Source organism: Thiomicrorhabdus marina (assembly GCF_017571465.1).
Taxonomy (GTDB): Bacteria; Pseudomonadota; Gammaproteobacteria; order Thiomicrospirales; family Thiomicrospiraceae; genus Thiomicrorhabdus; species Thiomicrorhabdus marina.
The window spans coordinates 38694-58714 of the sequence record NZ_JAGETV010000010.1 but is presented as its reverse complement, the minus strand read 5'-3'; the positions used below and the strand labels follow the sequence as shown (position 1 = coordinate 58714).

At 42.4% G+C, this 20021-nt stretch carries 17 protein-coding genes; 13 read left to right on the top strand and 4 right to left on the bottom strand.

The window, feature by feature from the left end; translation table 11 throughout:
- Positions 1 to 7 precede the first annotated feature (7 nt).
- A complete protein-coding gene (gene tsaC / locus J3998_RS07285) occupies positions 8 to 556 on the top strand; it encodes an L-threonylcarbamoyladenylate synthase type 1 TsaC (RefSeq protein WP_208149349.1) in 549 nt (182 codons plus the stop codon).
- A 56-nt stretch (positions 557 to 612) separates the two neighbouring features.
- Here the strand turns inward: tsaC and J3998_RS07280 are convergent, their stop codons facing one another.
- On the bottom strand, positions 613 to 1449 hold the full coding sequence (locus tag J3998_RS07280) for a M48 family metallopeptidase (protein WP_208149340.1): 837 nt from the start codon (positions 1447 to 1449) through the stop codon (positions 613 to 615).
- Positions 1446 to 2207: a DUF4197 domain-containing protein gene (locus tag J3998_RS07275; protein WP_208149337.1), complete on the bottom strand. Its 762-nt coding sequence runs from the start codon at positions 2205 to 2207 to the stop codon at positions 1446 to 1448. Before J3998_RS07275 ends, J3998_RS07280 begins: the two co-directional genes overlap by 4 nt.
- Before the next feature lie 160 nt (positions 2208 to 2367).
- Here J3998_RS07275 and hemF point away from each other — a divergent pair, with 160 nt between their 5' ends.
- The 10 genes from hemF to J3998_RS07225 all read left to right on the top strand — a co-directional run bounded on the left by hemF (position 2368) and on the right by J3998_RS07225 (position 16545).
- Positions 2368 to 3309, top strand: a complete 942-nt coding sequence (gene hemF, locus J3998_RS07270) for an oxygen-dependent coproporphyrinogen oxidase (RefSeq protein WP_208149335.1) — start codon at positions 2368 to 2370, stop codon at positions 3307 to 3309.
- Positions 3310 to 3625: 316 nt separating this feature from the next.
- Positions 3626 to 4285, top strand: a complete 660-nt coding sequence (locus tag J3998_RS07265; RefSeq protein ID WP_208149333.1) for an ABC transporter ATP-binding protein — start codon at positions 3626 to 3628, stop codon at positions 4283 to 4285.
- A 52-nt stretch (positions 4286 to 4337) separates the two neighbouring features.
- The gene (locus J3998_RS07260; protein ID WP_208149331.1) at positions 4338 to 5393 is read left to right on the top strand and encodes an extracellular solute-binding protein; all 1056 of its coding nucleotides are present in this window, start codon (positions 4338 to 4340) and stop codon (positions 5391 to 5393) included.
- A 64-nt stretch (positions 5394 to 5457) separates the two neighbouring features.
- Complete coding sequence (locus J3998_RS07255; RefSeq protein ID WP_208149329.1) at positions 5458 to 7047, top strand: ABC transporter permease; 1590 nt, start codon at positions 5458 to 5460, stop codon at positions 7045 to 7047.
- Positions 7048 to 7188: 141 nt separating this feature from the next.
- The gene (locus tag J3998_RS07250) at positions 7189 to 8430 is read left to right on the top strand and encodes a site-specific integrase (protein ID WP_208149326.1); all 1242 of its coding nucleotides are present in this window, start codon (positions 7189 to 7191) and stop codon (positions 8428 to 8430) included.
- Positions 8427 to 10721 (top strand): hypothetical protein, encoded by a 2295-nt coding sequence (locus J3998_RS07245; RefSeq protein WP_208149324.1) that lies wholly within the window; start codon positions 8427 to 8429, stop codon positions 10719 to 10721. The genes J3998_RS07250 and J3998_RS07245 overlap by 4 nt, the downstream gene beginning before the upstream one ends.
- Before the next feature lie 12 nt (positions 10722 to 10733).
- Positions 10734 to 13526, top strand: a complete 2793-nt coding sequence (locus J3998_RS07240) for a hypothetical protein (protein ID WP_208149322.1) — start codon at positions 10734 to 10736, stop codon at positions 13524 to 13526.
- Entirely contained in the window at positions 13523 to 14032 is a 510-nt protein-coding gene (locus J3998_RS07235) for a hypothetical protein (RefSeq protein ID WP_208149320.1), read from the top strand. Before J3998_RS07240 ends, J3998_RS07235 begins: the two co-directional genes overlap by 4 nt.
- A gap of 3 nt (positions 14033 to 14035) precedes the next feature.
- On the top strand, positions 14036 to 14443 hold the full coding sequence (locus J3998_RS07230; RefSeq protein ID WP_208149319.1) for a VPA1267 family protein: 408 nt from the start codon (positions 14036 to 14038) through the stop codon (positions 14441 to 14443).
- Positions 14440 to 16545 (top strand): AAA family ATPase, encoded by a 2106-nt coding sequence (locus tag J3998_RS07225; RefSeq protein WP_208149317.1) that lies wholly within the window; start codon positions 14440 to 14442, stop codon positions 16543 to 16545. Before J3998_RS07230 ends, J3998_RS07225 begins: the two co-directional genes overlap by 4 nt.
- A gap of 635 nt (positions 16546 to 17180) precedes the next feature.
- Here the strand turns inward: J3998_RS07225 and J3998_RS07220 are convergent.
- On the bottom strand, positions 17181 to 17912 hold the full coding sequence (locus J3998_RS07220) for a hypothetical protein (RefSeq protein ID WP_208149315.1): 732 nt from the start codon (positions 17910 to 17912) through the stop codon (positions 17181 to 17183).
- 366 nt (positions 17913 to 18278) lie between these two features.
- On the opposite strand from J3998_RS07220, the gene J3998_RS07215 reads away from it, so the two are divergent.
- Positions 18279 to 18821, top strand: coding sequence for a recombinase family protein (locus J3998_RS07215; RefSeq protein ID WP_208149313.1), 543 nt, complete (start codon positions 18279 to 18281; stop codon positions 18819 to 18821).
- A 24-nt stretch (positions 18822 to 18845) separates the two neighbouring features.
- On the opposite strand, the gene J3998_RS07210 is transcribed toward J3998_RS07215, so the two are convergent.
- Entirely contained in the window at positions 18846 to 19223 is a 378-nt protein-coding gene (locus J3998_RS07210) for an RNA-binding S4 domain-containing protein (protein WP_243750648.1), read from the bottom strand.
- 487 nt (positions 19224 to 19710) lie between these two features.
- On the opposite strand from J3998_RS07210, the gene J3998_RS07205 reads away from it, so the two are divergent.
- A complete protein-coding gene (locus J3998_RS07205) occupies positions 19711 to 20019 on the top strand; it encodes an RNA-binding S4 domain-containing protein (RefSeq protein WP_208149311.1) in 309 nt (102 codons plus the stop codon).
- Positions 20020 to 20021 lie beyond the last annotated feature (2 nt).

The window sequence follows — 20021 nt, the reverse complement described above, 5'->3', positions numbered from 1 at the left end:
TCCAAAGATGCCGCAAATCACCCTAGAACAAGCAGTTCAACAGCTTAAAGCAGGGCAGGTGATCGCTTATCCGACTGAAGCCGTGTACGGTTTAGGTTGTGATCCGTTTAATCAATCGGCTATGCGGACTTTGCTCCACGTGAAGCAGCGTCCTTTGGAAAAAGGCGTGATCCTGATTGCTGCTAATATCGAGCAGATTGTGCCATTAGTGAAATTGCAGGGCGAAAGCTGGCAAGCCGCGGTTGAAGAGACGTGGCCGGGGCCGGTTACTTGGGTTTTACCGGTTAAAGAAAATTTGCCGGATTGGATTACCGGTGGCCGTGATACGGTAGCAGTGCGTGTCACTGCGCATCAAGGGGTGCAAGAACTGTGCATTGCTTTTGGTGGACCGCTGATTTCTACCAGCGCCAATCTAACCGGTTCCGAACCGGCGCGCTCTTGTCAGGAAATTCAACAAATCTTTGCCGAGCAGGTCGACTGTATGCAAGGAGAACTCGGTCAGCTTAGTCAGCCGACGCGAATTTTCGATGCCCAAAGTGGCAAGCAATTACGATAGTCGCTTAAACAAAAAACGCCTCAAATGAGGCGTTTTTCTTTTCTAGTTTACTACCTTTAACGGTATTTCTTTTTAGCCTGTAAATAAAGCGGTTCGACGCGTTTGGCGTATTTCTGTAGATCTTGAATACGTGAGTCATGCGAAGGGTGGGTGCTTAATAATTCCGGTGTTTTACCGCCTTGCGTGGCTTTATCCATTTTCTGCCAGAGTGAAATCGCGGCATAAGGGTCGTATCCGCCCCGTGCTGCTAGTTCAACGCCCATGCGGTCTGATTCAATTTCATGGGTACGACTATTTGGAAGCGTTAAGGTAACTTGCATTGCCAAAGAGGTTAAATCCATCCCGACTTGTCCCATGCCTGTCACAGCGCCTAAAACCGCTAAACCGGTTTGCTGCGCGACTTGTTGCGAAGCGCGTTCACGACTATGTTCACGTAATGCATGTGCCATTTCGTGACCCATAATGGCGGCGATTTCCGCGTCGGTTAGGTTTAATTTTTCGATAATACCGGTATAGAACGCGATTTTGCCACCCGGCATACACCATGCGTTCAATTGATCAGATTCTAATACGTTCACTTCCCAATCCCATTTCGGGGCATCGGTACGGAACACAGCAGTTTGTGGGATAAGTCGGTCGGCAATGGCTCGAACCCGTTTAGTCAATTTAGCATTGGTATTTAAGGTTTTTTCTTCTTTGGCTTTGCCGAGCACTTCCGCGTAGGCGGCTTTACCGCCTTGCATAATCTGTTCTTCGGAAACTAGCATAATTTGCGTGCGCTCGACTCCTACCGTACCTTGTTTGGTCGTAGTCGTTCCGCAGCCGCTTAAAGTGGCGGTTCCAAGAAGGATAGCCGAGCTAAGAATGAAAGATTTTTTTGTGGTTTTTATCATTGTTGAAACACTTTTTTAAGGAGTTCTGTAGTTTGTTTTTCCGGGTTTTCGCGAATCGCTTTTTCCTGTTCAGCAAGGTAATAGAAAATACTATCAATGCCACTATCCAAAACATGTGACTGTAAATCAGCATTTAAATTGGGTACTAAAGGATAGCTCATATACTGCTCACGTACGTTTTCATACAGTTGTAGTGCACCGACTTCTTGCAGTTTGGCGGTGACGATTGGCCCCATTTGAGTACGGATTTTATCGGCAGTTTTACTTTTTAAATACTGTGTTGCCGAATCGTCGGCACCTTGATAAATCTTACGAACATCATCAAAACTCATCTCTTTAATTGCGTCTACAAATAGTTGCTTGGCTTGCGGAGTCGCTTCTTCAGCGGCTTGATTGAGTTTTAGTTCTAAATCATCGGTCAACTGACCGTAACTAAAACGATCCAATAGACTGTGCACTTTTTGTAGGCTTGTAGGAAGCTTGATATGCGCTTTTGGGTCGAGATTAAAACCGTTTTCGACGCCGAGTTGCGAGATAACATTTTCAGCTCCGATATTCAGCGCTTGTCGAAATGCCTTTTGTAGTTCTTCGACAGAAAATTGGCTGCTTGCTGAGCTGTCAGTATTTGTATTGTTTGTTTGTGTGGTCTGCATCTCTTTATACATCTCCACACCTTTTTCCCACCAATTAGCATACGCGGATTGGCTACTCAGTAGCAGGGCGCATAAACTTAAGGTCATGAGCAAAGTTTTTTTCATAGAATTGTTCCGTAAATTTAATAGGTTTTGAAAAGCATAATCCTCAGCACAACTATCGGCAATACCTAAACATAAATAATTGCTGAGTAAAATATTGAATCCTTAGCAAGGGCGGTTGTTAGAATAAGCGCCTAACATAAAAAAGTGCAAAGGAAAGAGCATGACCAATCCAGTGAATGTTGAAGCGGTCAAAGCGTATTTGTTGTCCCTACAGGATGATATTTGTGCGCAACTTGCCGAAGAAGACGGCTCGAAGGATTTCATTATCGACGCTTGGGAGCGTGAAGGCGAAGAAGGCGTGATGGGACTGACCGGTGGCGGTCGTACCCGTGTAATGGAAGGTGGAACTGTTATTGAAAAAGGGGGCGTTAACTTCTCGCATGTAAGAGGCAAAACTCTGCCGCCGGCAGCAACGGCAAACCGTCCTGAGTTGGCAGGCTGCTCTTTTCAGGCCTTAGGTGTGTCTTTGGTGATTCATCCGCGTAATCCTTATGCACCGACTTCGCATGCTAACGTGCGTATGTTCATTGCCGAAAAAGAAGGCGAGGAGCCTGTTTGGTGGTTTGGTGGCGGTTTTGATCTGACGCCTTATTATCCGTTTGACGAAGATTGTGTGCATTGGCATCAAACGGCTAAAGATGCTTGTGAACCATTCGGCGAAGAAATCTATCCTAAATATAAAGAGTGGTGCGACGATTATTTCTATTTGAAGCACCGTGATGAAACTCGTGGTGTTGGTGGTTTGTTCTTTGATGATTTAAATGAAGATACCTACGGTTGGGATTTCGACCAGTGTTTCGCCTTTATGCAAGCTGTCGGCGATGGTTATATTAAAGCGTACCGTCCGATTCTTGCGAAACACAAAGACGATGAGTATGGCGAACGTCAAAAGGATTTCCAGCTATATCGTCGCGGTCGTTATGCAGAATTCAACTTGGCCTTTGACCGCGGTACCATCTTCGGTTTACAGACCGGTGGTCGTACCGAGTCGATTTTAATGTCGATGCCGCCGGAAGTCGTCTGGAAATACGGTTATCAGCCGGAACCGGGCACCGAAGAAGCGCGTATTTATGATTATCTAAGCCCACGCAATTGGGTGTAATCGCTTACAAAGCCTATCGTGAAGTGTCTCGCAGTAAGGCACTTCTAGCGCTCACTTCTCAAAATTGCTTTTCTCCAAACTTTATCCATAGTCTCTAAAAATCAGCCTTTTAGGCTAAAAACTGACTTTTTTGCTAGGTTTTTATTTCAATTAAGAGGCACTATCAATAGATGATTAATAAAAACTATTATCATTTAGTTTTAATGCAAAAAAATAAATGATGATTATCCTTAATTGATATTGAAAACAATTCTTATTTAATCTAATATTCGAATTGTGAATTATTATCATTAAGATATGAATTTGGATAAAGCAAATGTTAGCACTTGAGAAAGTCACAGTAATCCATGACAAGATGCCGGTATTAAATACCTGTGATCTCCAATTGGAAGCGGGTGAAATTGTTGGTTTGATGGGCGAAAGCGGTAGTGGTAAAACCACTTTGTTGCGTGCCATTGCCGGTTTTCAGCGCCTAAACCAAGGGGAAGTGATTGTTGCCGGACGTTGTTTAAGCTGTAGCCATTCATGTACGGCTCCAGAGCAGCGAGGTATTACGATGGTTTTTCAGGATTATGCTTTGTTTCCTCACTTAAGTGTTGAGCAAAATATTCTTTTTGGTATTAAACATCTTTCTAAAGCAGAAAAACGCATTCGCTGTAACCAATTGACGCAGATGATGGGCATCCATGATCTACTAGACCGTTATCCGCATGAGCTATCTGGCGGTCAACAGCAACGAGTGGCGATTGCCCGTGCAATGGCGCCAAAGCCGGATTTAATTTTGTTTGATGAACCTTTCTCGAATCTGGATCGCCCTTTAGCTTTACGACTGGCGAAGACATTACGCGAATGGCTTAAAGCCGAAAACCTTTCCGCTCTTGTTGTGACTCACTCACCGGATGAAGCTGGTGTTTTGTGTGACCGTATGGCAATGTTGAAAAATGGTCAACTTTTAGACTATTCAAGCGCTGCGTAACCTTATCTCTTAATCCTTGTATCTGATTTATATTATTTAGCGAAGGAAGCTTATGAACCTCCTCAAAGCGTTTGCTGCACTGAAACAATTAAGATTTTTTTCATTAATCATTAGTTTTTCCCTAGCGATGCCATTGGTAGCGATCTCAGCAGTGCAAGGTGTGCAAGCGGCTGAAAGTGATTTAGTGGTTTACAGTTCCCGCAAAGAGCATTTACTTAAGCCGTTAACGGATGCTTATACCAAACTAACCGGCGTTAAAATTACGTTATATACCGGTAAGGAAGGGGCGCTGATTGAACGTCTAAAGGCGGAAGGCGCTGAGACTCAAGCAGATGTTTTGATGTTGGCGGATGCCGGGAATTTAGGCTATGCGGCACAAGAAGGTCTATTCCAACCTTTAAATTCAACGTTGATTGAAAAAAATATTCCGGCGAACTTACGCGATGGCGCGGGGCTTTGGACGGCATTATCGATTCGTGCTCGAACCTTGATTTATAACACGAATAAACTGATTCCTTCAGACCTAAAAGGTTATGCGGACTTGGCTGACCCAAAATGGAAGAATGAGCTATGTTTACGCACCTCAAAGAAAGTTTATAACAAGTCTTTAGTCGCCTCTTTAATTGCACATCATGGTGAAGAAAAAGCCGAACAAATTGTAAAAGGTTGGGTGAATAATCTGGCAATGAAGCCTCAGGCTAAGGATTCGCAAGTAATGCAGGCAATTATTGGCGGTGGTTGTGATGTGGGAATTGTAAACAGTTACTATTTTGGCGGTTTGGTAAAACAACAGCCGGACGTACCGCTAAAACTATTCTGGCCTGATCAGGATACAACCGGTACCCATATTAATGTTTCTGGTGCAGGGGTAATTAAACATGCCGATCAAGTGCAAAAAGCGAAGCAGTTTATTGAATGGCTAAGTGACGGCCAAGCACAAGAAATTTATGCTGAGTGGAATAACGAATATCCTGCCAATCCAACCATTAAGCCTTCCGAGCTGGTTGCTTCTTGGGGAGAATTTAAAGCCGATTCCTTAAGTTTGAATGAAGTTGTAAAATATCAGCAGCAGGCAGTTAAGCTAATGCAGAGAGTTGGCTACCGCTAGGAATGAAATAAAACGACGTTATTGGCTTCAGTATGTCGTTTCTCAAAAATTTTCTTAAACTATTTTGAACAGACAATTTATTCATCTATTAAAACTTGCACCGGTGTCGCTGTTTTTAGTGACACTGGTGTTTTTGCTTTTGTTGCCGACACTGAATTTGCTATTCAGTTGGAACAGTGTTGATACCGATATCTGGCAGCATTTTGTAAAAACGATTCTTTCTGAACTGGTCATCAATACTACACTCTTGCTATTGGGTGTCGGCATCGGCACTTTTTTATTGGGTGTAAGTTTGGCTTGGTTAGTGGTAATGATTGAGTTTCCTGGTCGTAAATTGTTCAGTTGGTTGCTACTGTTACCGTTTGCAATGCCAGCCTATGTGTTGGCATTTGTGGTCCTGGGGGCATTTGATTATGGCGGGGCTTTTCAGCAGTTTACACAGGTCTTGGGTTTGCCGTATATGGATATTAGGGAAGGTGTTCTAGGTCCAGCGCTGATTTTAACCTTAGTATTTTATCCTTACGTCTATCTACTCGCTCGAACTGCATTTGCGAATCAATCGATTACCATGATCGAAAGTGCTCGTAGTTTGGGCTATTCTTCCTGGGGTGTTTTCTGGAAAGTTAGCTTACCTTTAGCTCGTCCGGCGATTGTGGCCGGTATCAGTCTGGCACTAATGGAAACCCTGGCCGATTTCGGCACAGTCGCTTTGTTTAATTACAATACTCTAACGCTAGCGATTTATAGTGCTTGGGAAGATTTCCGCTCTTTGGCAACGGCGGCTCAGTTAGCAACGATTTTAATGCTGATTGCGCTATTGACCTTCAGTGTCGAGAAGCTTAGTCGGGGTCGTCGAGGTTATGTACAGACTTCGCGCCTTGATACTCCTCCTTTTAACCCTTCGAAAAGATATAAAATCTTGGCGTTTGGATTTGTTTTATTGGTCTTGCTGGCAGTGTTATTACTGCCGACTATGCAACTTTCAGTATGGGCCTATAGCGTTATTACCGAAGAGTGGGACGAGCGTTACTGGCAGTGGTTCGGTAATACTTTGTTGCTCAGTGTTATTGCTGTGTTGATTACGATTGTTGTCGCCTTGTTATTAAACAGTTTGGAATTCTCACGCCGTTTGCCTAAACCGTTGATGAGCTTAATGGGTGTCGCGCGTATGGGCTATGCGTTGCCGGGGGTTGTGTTGGCGATGGGGATTCTCGGTGCCATGGCTTGGTTGAATCAATGGCTATCTACCCAATGGTTTATTGGCGGCTTATTTGGGTTGCTATTGGCCTATTCGGTACGTTTTTTAGCCGTCGCTTACGGGCCTATTCAGAGTCGTTTCCAGACAATTAAACCATCGATTATTGAGGCTGCTCGCGGTCTTGGGGCAGGTCCAAAGCGCTTAGTATGGGAGATCTATCTACCGCTATTAAAAGCGGGCTTAATGACGGCGGCTGTTTTGGTCTTTCTTGATGTTTCAAAAGAGCTACCGGCAACCTATATTTTGCGTCCGTTTGGCTGGGACACTTTGGCGATTCGCATTTTTGAATTAAGTGCAGAAGCTCTGTATGAGCGTGCCGCAGTACCGTCACTGCTACTCTTATTTATGGGCGTGGTTGGATTATTGATTCTGCGCCGTTTAAACTTATTCAAGTGAGCTAGAATTTGAGCAGACTATGGATAAGTTAAGAGTAGATAAATGGTTATGAAATATGTAGTTGTATTTGTATGTTAAAAATGTATTGACATAGTTTATATCACTGAATTACTATGCATATAAATTTAATGAGAAATTTGTATGCATTTTGTCACCACTCGAAAATCAGATTTTCATCAATGCCATATCTTTATGGCTCAAGACCTTTCGGTATTGTTGCTCCCCACGTTCTTTAGCATGGCAGTTAATCGCTATGGTGTGGTTTGGAAGCGTGTAAAAGTCGATGGTGAGCATGGTTTTTCTAAAACCTTTTATAAAGAAGAGGAAGTCACAGAAACCACGATAGCTAATATTACGAATAGATTAGAGCGCTTTCTAAATTGGGTCATTGAGTACAGCCAATTAAGTGAATATGTCAGCTTAGACAATCATCACAACTTGCCAGAGGATTTGTTAAATCACTACATTAACGATGTCCTGATTGAAGAGCTTAAAAGTGGTGAGCATTCAATAGATCATCATTTGATGGCCCTGCGAGACTACTACAATTACCTTTCAATGACAGGCTTTACCGACGCGAAGGATATTCGCGTCAAACCAAGACTGAAAGCCACGGTTAAACGAAACACTAAGCAGCGAACAGCTGTTAAATATCTCACACCAGAACTTCGCTCCATTCTTTATCAAAATACAAACAGCATTAAAGATGAACTGCTCCTGCGTACGGGCGGTGAGCTTGGGCTGCGTTCAAAAGAAAATCAAGGGTTGCTACTCGCTGATTTTCAAATTGGCACAAAGCGGTATAGCGGGTTTCTATCCCTTTTTTCTGAATTAGAGTCAAACCCGGACAAAACAGAGTTTACCTATTACTTACAAGGCAAATTTACCAAAGCCCCTCGCGGTTCTGCTGGCGGTGGAAATGGGCGAATGCTTTATCTTCACAGAACTTTGCTTGAGCGCTTTAAAGAATACTACGACAGGGAAAGGCCAGACAGTGCGAGCGACACACTTTTGGTGAGTAACGCCCCTAGTAACATAGGAGAGCCTGTTTCAAAAAATTCGGCCTCTCGTGCTTTTACAACGGTTAAAAAGAAGGTACTTAAAAAACAGTTGAATAATGATTTGCCCCCATTAGGACAGGCCTTAGAAGAAGACCATACTCATCATGTGCTTCGTCATAGCTTTGGTACGGATAAGTTTTACGACGCTTGCAAAGAACAGCGTGTTCAGATTGATGATGTAACGACGACTTCAGCCGTATATCTGCTTGTTGCAGCGCTGATGGGACATAATGCCGCTGGCGATAAAGCACCCGCAACCACTAAAACCTATATCCGCAGCGCTCACATTAAAGAAGCATTTATGAAAGAGGCGACCGAATGACGGATTTTATGAACGAGTCTGGCCGCAATAACGAAGAGTCGAAACTCGACAATCAATCATTATTAGTTGAACAGTCTAATATTGTTAAAGAATTTCGCACCAAACAAGTCGTGACGCCTCTCAGATTTAACCCTTCAGCAACAAGTGTAAATGTGCCAAAATTTCGGAGTTCTCCAACTTTTATTGTAACGCTAAATAAGAGTGATGACTCTTACCGAAAACTGCTCTTTGGCGTGTTAAATGCCGCCCATTACTTGTATTTCATGACGGATGATTATGCCGATTCAAGTAAAGAAAAATTAATTTTTTTTCGTTGGCTTTTTGATTACATAGATTCGGTAACAATCACAAAAGAAAACTGTGCAAAATTGTTTAAAAACTTTGAAGCATGGCGGGTGAAAAAGCATAACGTAAAAACGCAATCCACAGGACTAAAATTTTTAAAGGTTTTTACTCAGCATGCACTAAGTTTTAGTGAGTTCTCTAGCACATTGACCGATTATGAACGTGAATATCTTCACCAACAAAGCCTTACACAGCCTGCTCCAATAGATGAAGTCGATGCAATCAATTTAAATTACTGGTTTTCACAGCATACTTGGCTTCGAAGGGAGGATGTCGGCATTGGTCATGAGTTATATTCTCGACTTGGCTCACCTAGAGCACTTGTAACGTCATTTCGTATCACGATAGAAACCCTGCTTATCCATCTGCAAGCCTGCAAAGATGCGTTGATAAGTGCTTTTGAACAGGCGGGTATCAGTGAACACGATATTCCTGAGATTGCTCCAAAACAAAAAGAAGAACTAGGAGCCGCTGCAAACTACCGTGTCATTCGTGAAAAAACCTCGATACTCAATACTCTTAGAGAAAAACTGAACCCTTTTCTCGGTGAAATTCCGCATCTAAATGACGCAATTACTCTATTAGTGTTTGTGCATACCAAACCACAGCACAGAGCGTTCATCGCAGATAAATTTCAGAAGAATGAGGTGATTCCTGTTATACATACAAAGGTAATAAGTGGTTTTTTATCCTCAAAAAAAGATGTCCTAATTTTTGATATGGCGTTTTTGCAGAGGCTTGCTATTTATACCGCTGATACCGCGAATAATAAACGAAAGAAACCTGTCCCTGTGTGCGAGGCAGAATCGTTCTTATTTAGTTATTTGATGGCGTTTCAAACGGTGCAACCAAGTGACATTTCAAAATTGACTTTGCGTGATTTTAAATTCGTTCGGCGCAGAAATGGGAATATAACCCACATCGAAAGTGATTACTTCAAAGGACGAGCGAACACCATACACCAAGTAAAGACACTCCAAACCAAAGAAGATATCGGGCGAGCGGTGCTTAGATATCTGGAAGATATGACAAGGCTTAAAAGTAAAGATATTCCACTCGTGCAAGGCGCAAGAATCGAAGCTTTAACTTTTAGTCCATCCAATACCGTTGGTTTGTTGTTTCTACTCTGTCAGGAAGCGCCATTATCGACAGTGCTGGCGCAAAAGCATGCGTCTGCGAAAGTTGCATCTGTTTTTGTTGAGGCTATCGCTGCACTACTTAAAAATGGCCTTTCTTGTAGAACAAAGGCAGGAAAGAGTTCGGATTGCCAGACCAGAACAACGGAGTGTTTTTTTGCTGGCGCCCACATCAAAACCAGCAGCGTATACGCACATTCCGATACCTTTGACCCGACTCGGCTCTCTAATTACAGAAGCCATAGCAACCAGACAGAACGCGAAAATTATTTAACGGAGCACAACGAGGAATGGGAGAACCTGACTGGCCGTGTGACACGTGCAGTGATGCGTGACTTAACGGTAAACGTGTTTTGTCCAAGCGAAGAAGATAAGCAAGTTTTTCACAGCGATTACACTCATGCCGTTGAGTATGTTAAAAACCGCTCTGATGAGGTGCTCGCGGTGCTCAAAATAGTGACCGAGCAGCAAAGTGGTCGCGTAGATGAATTTGGCTTTATTACAAAGGGCTCACCGATTGAAAATGATTTGCCTGACACTTTATATCTGCATGACAGTGCGCATACCGTAATGAAATTAAGGCACTTCTTAGATGAGCTAGAAGCCAAGCATGATTTGTTGCTCCAGCGTGCTCCCGAATATTTATTTTTCACGGCATTGCCACAGGCTGAGTGGATTGAGTGTCTGCTTGCAAAAAACAAAGCCAAAGACTTAGAAGGGTTTAGTGAAGAAAGCCTGTCAGAAGGGCTGTCACTTTATCAACGTTGGAAAAAAGAATTGCCTCCCCACTTTTCTGCGCAATTGTCATAAGGAACTATCAACATGCCATACGCAACCCATGTACCGCATTTACTGAACAACACCTCACTAGCAGAGAGTCTGGAGAGTAAGTTATCGGCTCTGAATCCATTGGATAATACCTTCTTTAATGATGATATCTGGCGCTTTCAGACGGCCAAACAGGTTGTAACCATCGACTTTACAATTTTTACCAGCCCTTATTTGCAATTTACTGAGTCTATTACTATCAGTTTTGATGAACAGACGACCCAGATTACTCTGGTGGAATTTGCGAAGCTCGTGTGGCTTGAGATAACAATGGGTAAGGCAGCACTCCGTAAAGCTTATTCTCAGGCCTTTGATATGCTTGCGCTGGTAATGGCCTACCTTTACAGTGAAGGCATAGACCAGTTAGATACTTCCCATTTAGAGGGGTTTTATAGTACCTGTCTAATGCAAAACCCCACAAGAAAAGGATTGACGCCCAGGCTATCTTCACCAGCTTATTCAAACCGCTTTGAGCCGCTTAATCTTAATGCGTTTAGGCGTATTCTGGCTAAATACAAGATATCTGGTGTCATCGGTCATGTTACGTCTAAGCAGTGTGATAAAGCGCTTAACGATGCCTGCATAGCCATGCTAGATATGACGCGTCTAGAATACAGAAAAGGGGGAAGCTTTAACTATTTAGGTCTTGAAGTGGGAAAACATTATATTGACCACTGCCAGCATTTATTTGAGGGTCACTGCGCTTATGTCACGGCGATTAAGCGTGCAACGATGGCGTTGTATGATATGCAATCTCAAAACTCAGATTTGAAACTCCAAAAACAAACCACGACCAAATTGCTTGGACAAGTATTTATCGGTGCGCAGCTAGAATCCTCTGATATTAAGGAAAGGTTTTTTAAGAGTGTTTCACTGGAAAAGTTATTGGCGATAGAGGCCTTTGTTCATAAGACCTTTAAACAAAAGTTTGAGAGAGTAGAACGTTGTAACAATGCCTTCAAGCTCGATACCATTAATCAGATAGTGTCAGCTTGCCACTTACCTGAGCGTTATGATGCACAGGAGTTTGTCAGAGCGCTTTTATTTGTTGAGTTTTTTGGTGATAACGGTAAAACCAAATCTGCCATTTGGGAAGAGTACAAAGCTGCGATTTCGAGCGTGAAATCTGATTCTAATGATTCGCCATTATCCATTACATTGGCGGAGTTTGATGAGATTACAAAAAATATTCTAGATGAACGACGCACGTCATTTGCAGATACCACACAAGAGATGAGGCAGCGATTAAAGTACCTTACTGAAACCTTGCCTATTCCACCGTCTGAGCATTATTTATCTGGTATGGAATACTTCAACAAAATGTGCAACATGGTTGAAGATGCTGGAGTGACCTGTTTTGTTGGGCTGACGGGCTGGCGTGCTAGTGAGTATGCCTTTTCACTAAATGATATTGAAATAGACGTCAACTCCGATGTACTCGATAATCAGTACACCCCATGGCGTTTCCATGTGCGTTGGAAAGTACCAAAAACCTCTGGTGACACCCCTCTGCCTCGTGAAATTACGCTTGGCGCTTACATTCTTGCTGCACAGTCAGCACACTTAAATCTTGCCGAGGATAAATCTCTGTCATTACCCGCCCTTTATTTTTCAAAGACGGATAAACAAAAAGCTGATTCTCAACTGAAAATTAGCACGGCTGTAAACACCTGTTGGGAAGATTTTGTCCATCATTATTCGATGTTTCAAGATATCGATACGATACAAGTATTAAGCGAAAAAAATCACCTCAACGAGCAGGAACGGGGGCAATATGACAGTTTAATTTCCACGTATGACATGAATTCATCACATATTCGTAGACTTCGTGAACTGAGACAGTCGCTAAAAGCAGAGTTACCACGAGTGTTATTGGCTATCGAGTTGGGTGGTGGAAAGTATTTTGGTAAAAGACTGCGCCAGTATGTGGAAGGAACCGCACCTGAAGAAATCACCGATTTGTTTGACAGTCATTTAAGTAAGCAAACCAAAGCCACACTCATGGCTGGCGAGATTTCGCTTGATAAAGCAGGTGTACGATCTGTTAGGAGTGAATTTTTAGGTAAGGCTTCTTATCCAACTCCTCACGCGTTTCGGCATATCTTTGCCGAGGCGGTTTTGCGTCGCTATCGCGGGGATGTCGGTAAGTTTATCAGGGCGCATTTTAAGCATCTGGATTCACGCTTTTTCATGGCTTATTTGCGGGATAAAGAGTTTAGAGTCATCCAGCAAGTAGCGACACGCAATGTGATTAACGCTGTTGTGAGGATACATATTGATGCGATTGAAGATAAACACAGGGATTATGCAGGAGGTTTTGACCGTTTTTTAAGTAAAGCGGTGAACATCACCCATGTGATAGGCATTAACGAAATGAAAGAAGAACTGGCAAACGCTACCTCAAAAAGAGTCCTTGCGATGAAGTCGAACCCTTGGGCAACGTGTTTTTTACGTGACGGGACACAGCAAACAGCCAAGTGCAGCATTAATGGCGAGCCACAACGTCAAAATGCTTCACCAAAGCTCTGTTTAGGCTGCATCAATGCAGATATTACAGAGGGAAATTTCAATGGCATTGTGATTTACATTAAAGATGATATCGATGCATGCAGAAACCCTGAGCTTCCTTGGTTCATCAAAGAGCCGTGTTATCACACTGTGCGTCTGGCATTAAAACGCATTGAAGAGCTTAAACGAAACAGTGGTAAAGCCTCCTATGATAAATTTATTGCCCATTTACAAGACACAGTATTAATGGCTGAGGCGCAGCGAGGCTATGCAGAATGAGTGACTACTTAGATGAATTTCTTGATAAGGAAGAGCTCGAACCATCTTTAGAGCAAGCGTCGCGTCCAGCTTGGGTAACGAATAAAAATAGCTCCGAAGCCGCTTATGAAGCGATACAGAGTCTCTATAGCGAAAAATTGAGATATATCCGTAATCACAGCAAGAAAGTGGATTTCATCAAAAAAGGAAACTTTGAAATTTCCAAAAGTGAAGTCGCAAAAGTCGTTGGTGTGAAGATGCAAGCGATCTTCCATTCTGTGAACTACGCCGAGTTCTTGAAAAAAGAGTTAGACGAGACTAACGAAAAACTGCATAAAGCTAAAGAAGCAAAACTGGCGAAGCGATACAGCGGCAATAAGGCAAAGACAAAGGATGAATTGATAAAGGCGGTAAGGGAGCTAAAAGCAAGAGATGAGCAAATCTCAGCCACCACCACAGATCAGGTATTAGAGCGCACGCTAGAACGCCTACCCCTTGATGTAAAACGCAGATTAAAGTTGGTGTAAGTCATGAACGGTCAGCAAAAAGCAGAAGCCAACTTTCAAGCCTTCGAGCAATGGATTGAGGTTCAAACACCTGAGAGCTATGCAAACATCACCCACAGGGGAAAGCTTAAGCGAGGAGATATTACCAAAGCTTGCGGTTTTGCCAAGTCTGCATTAACCCAAAATCCTCGCATTAGAGAACGACTTGAAACTCTAGAAGAAGATTTAAGAGTGCAGGGAGTGTTACCTCGACTATCCGAAAAAGGTGAATGCGAGAAAGCAGACGCTCCATTGTATGAAGCCAAGTCCGACAAGGTGATGGATTCAAAACGTCTCGCTAGCCTTGAAAAGGAAAATCTAGAACTCAAAGCCAAGCTTGCCCGACTCGAAGAACTGGCTCAAGTGATTGAAGAAATGGGCATTCATGTATGAATCTTGTTCGCATCACCGCGATTTATCAAAGCAACGCTAAACACGTCAATTTTTCAGCCATTCTGGTCGATGACCAAGGCAATTGCATTGACGCTAGAACCGTTGTGTATGTTCGCACCACGCCCTCCCATATCAGTCTAGAACCCGCTTTAGGGCAAGTATGGCAAGTTGAAGGTGCATGCATTGAGTCAGAGCAGTCTCATGGCAGCTATGTGATGAAAGCAAAAACCTACACTGAACCAAAACTCACAGCTGTTTTGCCAAGTTCAAACGAAGCGTTTGTTCGGTTTCTAACGGATGACAAAGACTTCAAGGGAATTGGGGAATCAAAGGCTCGTGAGTTATGGAATACGTTTGGCTCTCAAATCTTCGAGATTTGCGAAAAACAGGATATTGCAGTACTTACCAATCATTTAACGAAAAAATCGCTAGAATCGCTTCTGAGGGGCTATGAGAAGTATTCTAATCTTAAGTACACACAATGGATGACCGAAAAAGAGATTCCTCTTGCCATTCAAAAGCGCTTAATCAAGCTTCATAAGACAGATTCTGTCGAGCAAATTAAACAAAACCCCTATCACCTTGTCACGATGGGTTTGAACTTCAAACAAGCTGATGCAATTGCCCAAAAACATTTTGGATACCAAAAAGACAGCGAAAACCGCTTGTCTGCCGCGATAGAAGATTCTTTGAGAAAACATTCTGAAAAAGGCCATACCATTGCAAAAGCATCTGACTTAAAACCCAGATTAGAGACCCTATTAGGGGCATACGGTGGATTGGTAGAAAAGGCATTCACAGTGGGTGCTAACAAGCTGTCATTCATCAAACAAGATGAGCGTTATCATCTCACCTCAACCTACATCATGGAGCAGGTGGTCGCAAAACGGTTCAAGCTTTTAGCTTCCCAAGTAGATGACTGGAGTAATGAACATCAAAACGCACTTCAACTGATGTTGAGTGAACTCCCTTATGCGTTAACCTCTGAACAGATTGAAGCGATTTCGACTTCAATGAAAAATCATATTAGTTGCATTACGGGCGGTGCAGGCACAGGAAAAACGACGGTTATCCGAACCGCGCTCAGAGCCATGAATGAAACGGGATTCACGATTATTCCTGTTGCTCTTGCTGGGCGAGCGGCAAAACGGATGCATGAATCCATTGGCTTTATCACAACGACTATCGCACGATTGCTTCGAGAAAAGCCAGTCGAGCAAGGCAAAAAACTCTTGGTCATCGATGAAGCTGGAATGGTTGATATTGCAACCATGTACCGCCTCGTTAAACACATTCATCCTGATTGCAGAATCCTTATGGTTGGAGATTCATACCAGCTCCCTCCAATTGGTTCAGGAGTCGTTTTAAACGACACCATCAAATCTAATGCGGTTGCAGTCTCAGAACTCACCATCGTTCAACGTCAGTCTTCTGAATCAGGTGTACCCGATTATGCCAATGCCATCAAAAATGGAGAGTTGCCAAACCAATTGAATTCAGGGTGTATTTCATTTCATCACTCGCCTGATGATTTCATTGCAAAACAGTGCGTTGAATTAATGATTCAGTCCTCCTTGGATGCCATGATTCTGGCTCCGACTAAACAAATGGTGAGTGAAATTAACCTCCTTGCACAAGATTTAAAAAATCCAAATGGCATTCCAATGGAGCTAAGTTTGTTTGAGCAGAAATATCGGACTGAATTCAGGCTTGGAGACCCTGTGATTTTTACCAAGAATAACTATCAGGCTGGTGTTCAAAATGGGTCTTTGGGTAAACTTGTCAGTATCGAAAATTGGGGTGCTGTAGAGCTTGAAGATGGTTCCGTTCTGGAATTGGATAACGACTTATTTGATTCGTTAAGTCTTGCTTATGCTATTACCCTGCATAAAGCGCAAGGCTCTCAATTTGAGCATGTCATTGTGGCACTAAAGGGTTCAAGAATTGTTGACCGCTCGTGGCTTTATACAGCAGTAACACGAGTGGAATCCAAGCTGGACATTGTTGGTAGTGAACTTACATTCAATCATGCCGTTCAGCGCCAGTCAGCATCAAATATACGTCAAACATACCTAGCTGAATTGATAGCTCAATCAAGCTGAACGAAGTGAAGCATAGGCAAGCTTGCTTGCCGTAGAACAAAAGATGCTCTGTCAAAATGCTGGGTTGTGACGCAATAGACGTAATTACGGCCAAATGCAAAAGTCCCCTTGCGCCTATTTAGACAGCCAAAGCCCAAGCCCGCTTGTCGGGCGTTAAGGGCTGCGGAGCGTCAGCGGAGTCTGTTAGGTAATTAAATTGGAAGGGTTCTACTCCATTTAACGCCCGCAACAAGGGAAAACTTGCAGTGCCAGCGGAAAATTTGCCTATGTCTGCTTGCGCTTATTATGCGTGACGTTACTGCCCACTTGCAATTGTCTGCTTAATGATTGGAGCAACTGTTCCTAGTGTAATACCACGCTTTTTACAGTAACTGGTTTGCAACCATACAGACAGCTGCTTTTGGCCTTTGTATTTCAGAGAAACGTGGGTGTCCTTTTTCTACTGATAACACAAAATTTTGTATTATCAGGATATGAGAAAAAGTCACTTAATTAAGTACAAACAGAGTAAGTTAATTGACCTATCCAATGCCGGTTCAACTGCCAGAACCGATACCCAATTAGCGAGCGTCAATATTAAGACCGCAATTTGCTATTTTATCGTCCGAGTGAGATGTTTATTGCCATCGTGAAATTTAAATGCTGTGGTTAATAAGTATTCGCTTCACTTCACTATCATATTTAGTTTGGAGGATGATTAAACTAATTATTCCCCCAAATATTCCGTATGCGGCCAGAAAGGCAGATGTTACAACATAGATATCTTGTTCTTCACTGGTTGGCGTGCTCCAGAAGACAAAACCATCGAAAAATACATTAAAATACAACAAACCAATAATAAACGCGGGCGTTATTAAAATTAACTTAACTATGGTTGGAAGTTTAGATTTCTGAATATTGATATCAACATTAGTTTTTAAGTCTGAAAGCAATTTGTGCTGCTTATGGGAAAAATGTATTGGAGATAATCCAAAATATATTGTGAGCCAATTAGCGAAAGGCACGTATGCTAATGGAATCATAAATAGAGATAGAATCAAAAACTCAAATAGCCCAGTACTCTCCTTGGCTTTCCTGAAATAAGTTTTTCCATTTGTTGAGTTCTCAACATACTCATAAATTGTATTACCATCTGAGGAATCAACTATTGACTTGGCTTTCAGTTTATGTCCTTCTGATAATGAGAGGGCGCTAGACAATTGGTTAAAGTCTATAAATAAATCATTTAGGTAAACGGTCTCTCCATTAGGGTATTCCCCCCAAGCATCGACATCTTTATAGTGAACCGTTTTTTCATAAGCTCCTGATGTCGAATGACGATTTATTTCAATTCTCTTAATGGTTATTACAGTTGTTTTTATCGCCATGAAAAAGCACCTTTCTTACAATTTTAATAAAAAATATATTTATCACACGATTTTAACTTCGTAAAGTTAATTAATGAACCCCTTTTTGATTTAAAGTAAACCAGGCGGTGGAGATTCTACCGGCCGGTTTTTTATTTCTAAAATTTATGCGCCCATAGAAATATGGGTGGTTAATCCCCCCGAGAAACCATGTTGCAAGATGCGGCAAGCAAGCCGCTCTCGCAAGGAACCGAGAATTTCTCTCTCAAAAATCCTCACTAGAGCTACCTCCAAAGATAGAAATCAAACATCATCAAAAACCTATCATTAAACCTGAAGCAGCACACTCTTATGATAGACTATCACTAACTCTAAAAGGATAGTGATATGAAATACATTTACAGTCGAGTATCAACAGAAGAACAAAATGCAGAGCAGCAAGCCCAATATCTTGCAGGAAAATATGAGTACGATGCGATTGTCACTGAAAAATTTACAGGAACCACGACTGACAGACCAAAATTTCAAGAGCTACTCAATAAACTTGAGAAAGGGGATACCTTGATCGTTTATCACGTATCCCGTCTTGGGCGTAAAACGAGCGAAGTGCTGGAAACCGTTGAGACTCTTCAAGAAAGAGGTGTTGCTGTCTTTGTTGACCAGCTAAACGGAATCGATATTGCATCAGGGGTTGGCAAACTACTTTTTACAATGTTGTCTGGACTTGCGGAACTTGAACGAGAAATGATGCTTGAACGACAACGCATTGGAATTAATCGAGCAAAAGCCGAAGGCAAATTCAAAGGTCGTAAACCTATCGACGACTCGATTATCCAATCAGCAAGAGTTTTGGTAGATTCTGGAATGACAAAAGAAGCTGTAGCTAAACAACTGGGTATTGGTGTGGCGACTTTATACAGAAGGCTTTAAATTGGTAGTGTTTAGGATTTGATGCTACCAATCCAATTTATCGATTTTACGGCGGTCACGTTTCGTTGGACGACCCGCACCTTTATCACGATACCCCATGAGAGCCATATCTGCAGTCGGCTTACGCTGGTTGAGGACTTCACTATCAAGTTGATAAAGTGTCTGCGCCTGTTCTGCATTACCACGTTTATCGCTCAAAATTAATACTGTCACTTCAACTGTACGGTGTACTTGAGTGATTTTGAGCTTATCCCCTACTTGCACGGTTTTACTCGGTTTGGGTTTATGGCCATTTAGTTCGACTTTTCCACCCTTAATGGCATCCAAGGCCACACCACGGGTTTTAAAAAACCTTGCACTTAACAACCATTTGTCTAATCTGAGCCTTGTTTCTGCGATCAATTTAAATAAATCCTTATTTGGTTTGTAGAAAGAATTATAAAGGCTTGATTGCTTAGTTTGCTATTAATGGCCTAGCTTCAAACGACAAAAAATAAGTCGCTGAGAAATGTCTAGCTGAATAGGTGGTGATTCACGCGCTCGATGGCTCGAAACGCTATTTAATTGGTAAAAGTTAAATATAATGGGCAAAAATGTGTAAGGCTGGTAAATTCATAGCCATAGGTCTGACCATAAACCTGACAAGAAATAGCATCGAGATTTGTTTAGAATAAATGCAGGCGTTTCGTAAATTTGTATGTGTATTATGAATTAAGGGAACAGATTCTCTAAGAAAATATTTGTATTTTGAAAAGCGTATGTATTTATTCTTAGAGGTTATGATTGTAGCCACTATTTTTTCTGGGACTACACTCACTCACTCTCTAAATAGGATACAATTTTAGCTGTTTATAAATTTTAGGCAGCGCGCTTCTTTAAGACTCGAGGTGTGGCTCTGGAAGCGATTAAGGGCGGTAAAGTCGAGCTGAACGGTCACAAGCCGAAACCGAGTAAAACCTTGCAGGTCGGTGATAAATTGCAAATTACTCAAGTGCACCGCCAAGTTGAAGTGACGGTGCTGATAGTTAGTGATAAGCGTGGCAATGCCGAGCAAGCACAGACTATGTATCAATTGGATAGCGAAGTGCTTAGTCAGCGTAAACCGACCGATGATATGGCGTTGCACGGCTATCGTGATAAAGGGGCCGGAAGACCGACCAAACGTGATCGTCGCATGATTACAAAGCTGGGTTATTAACG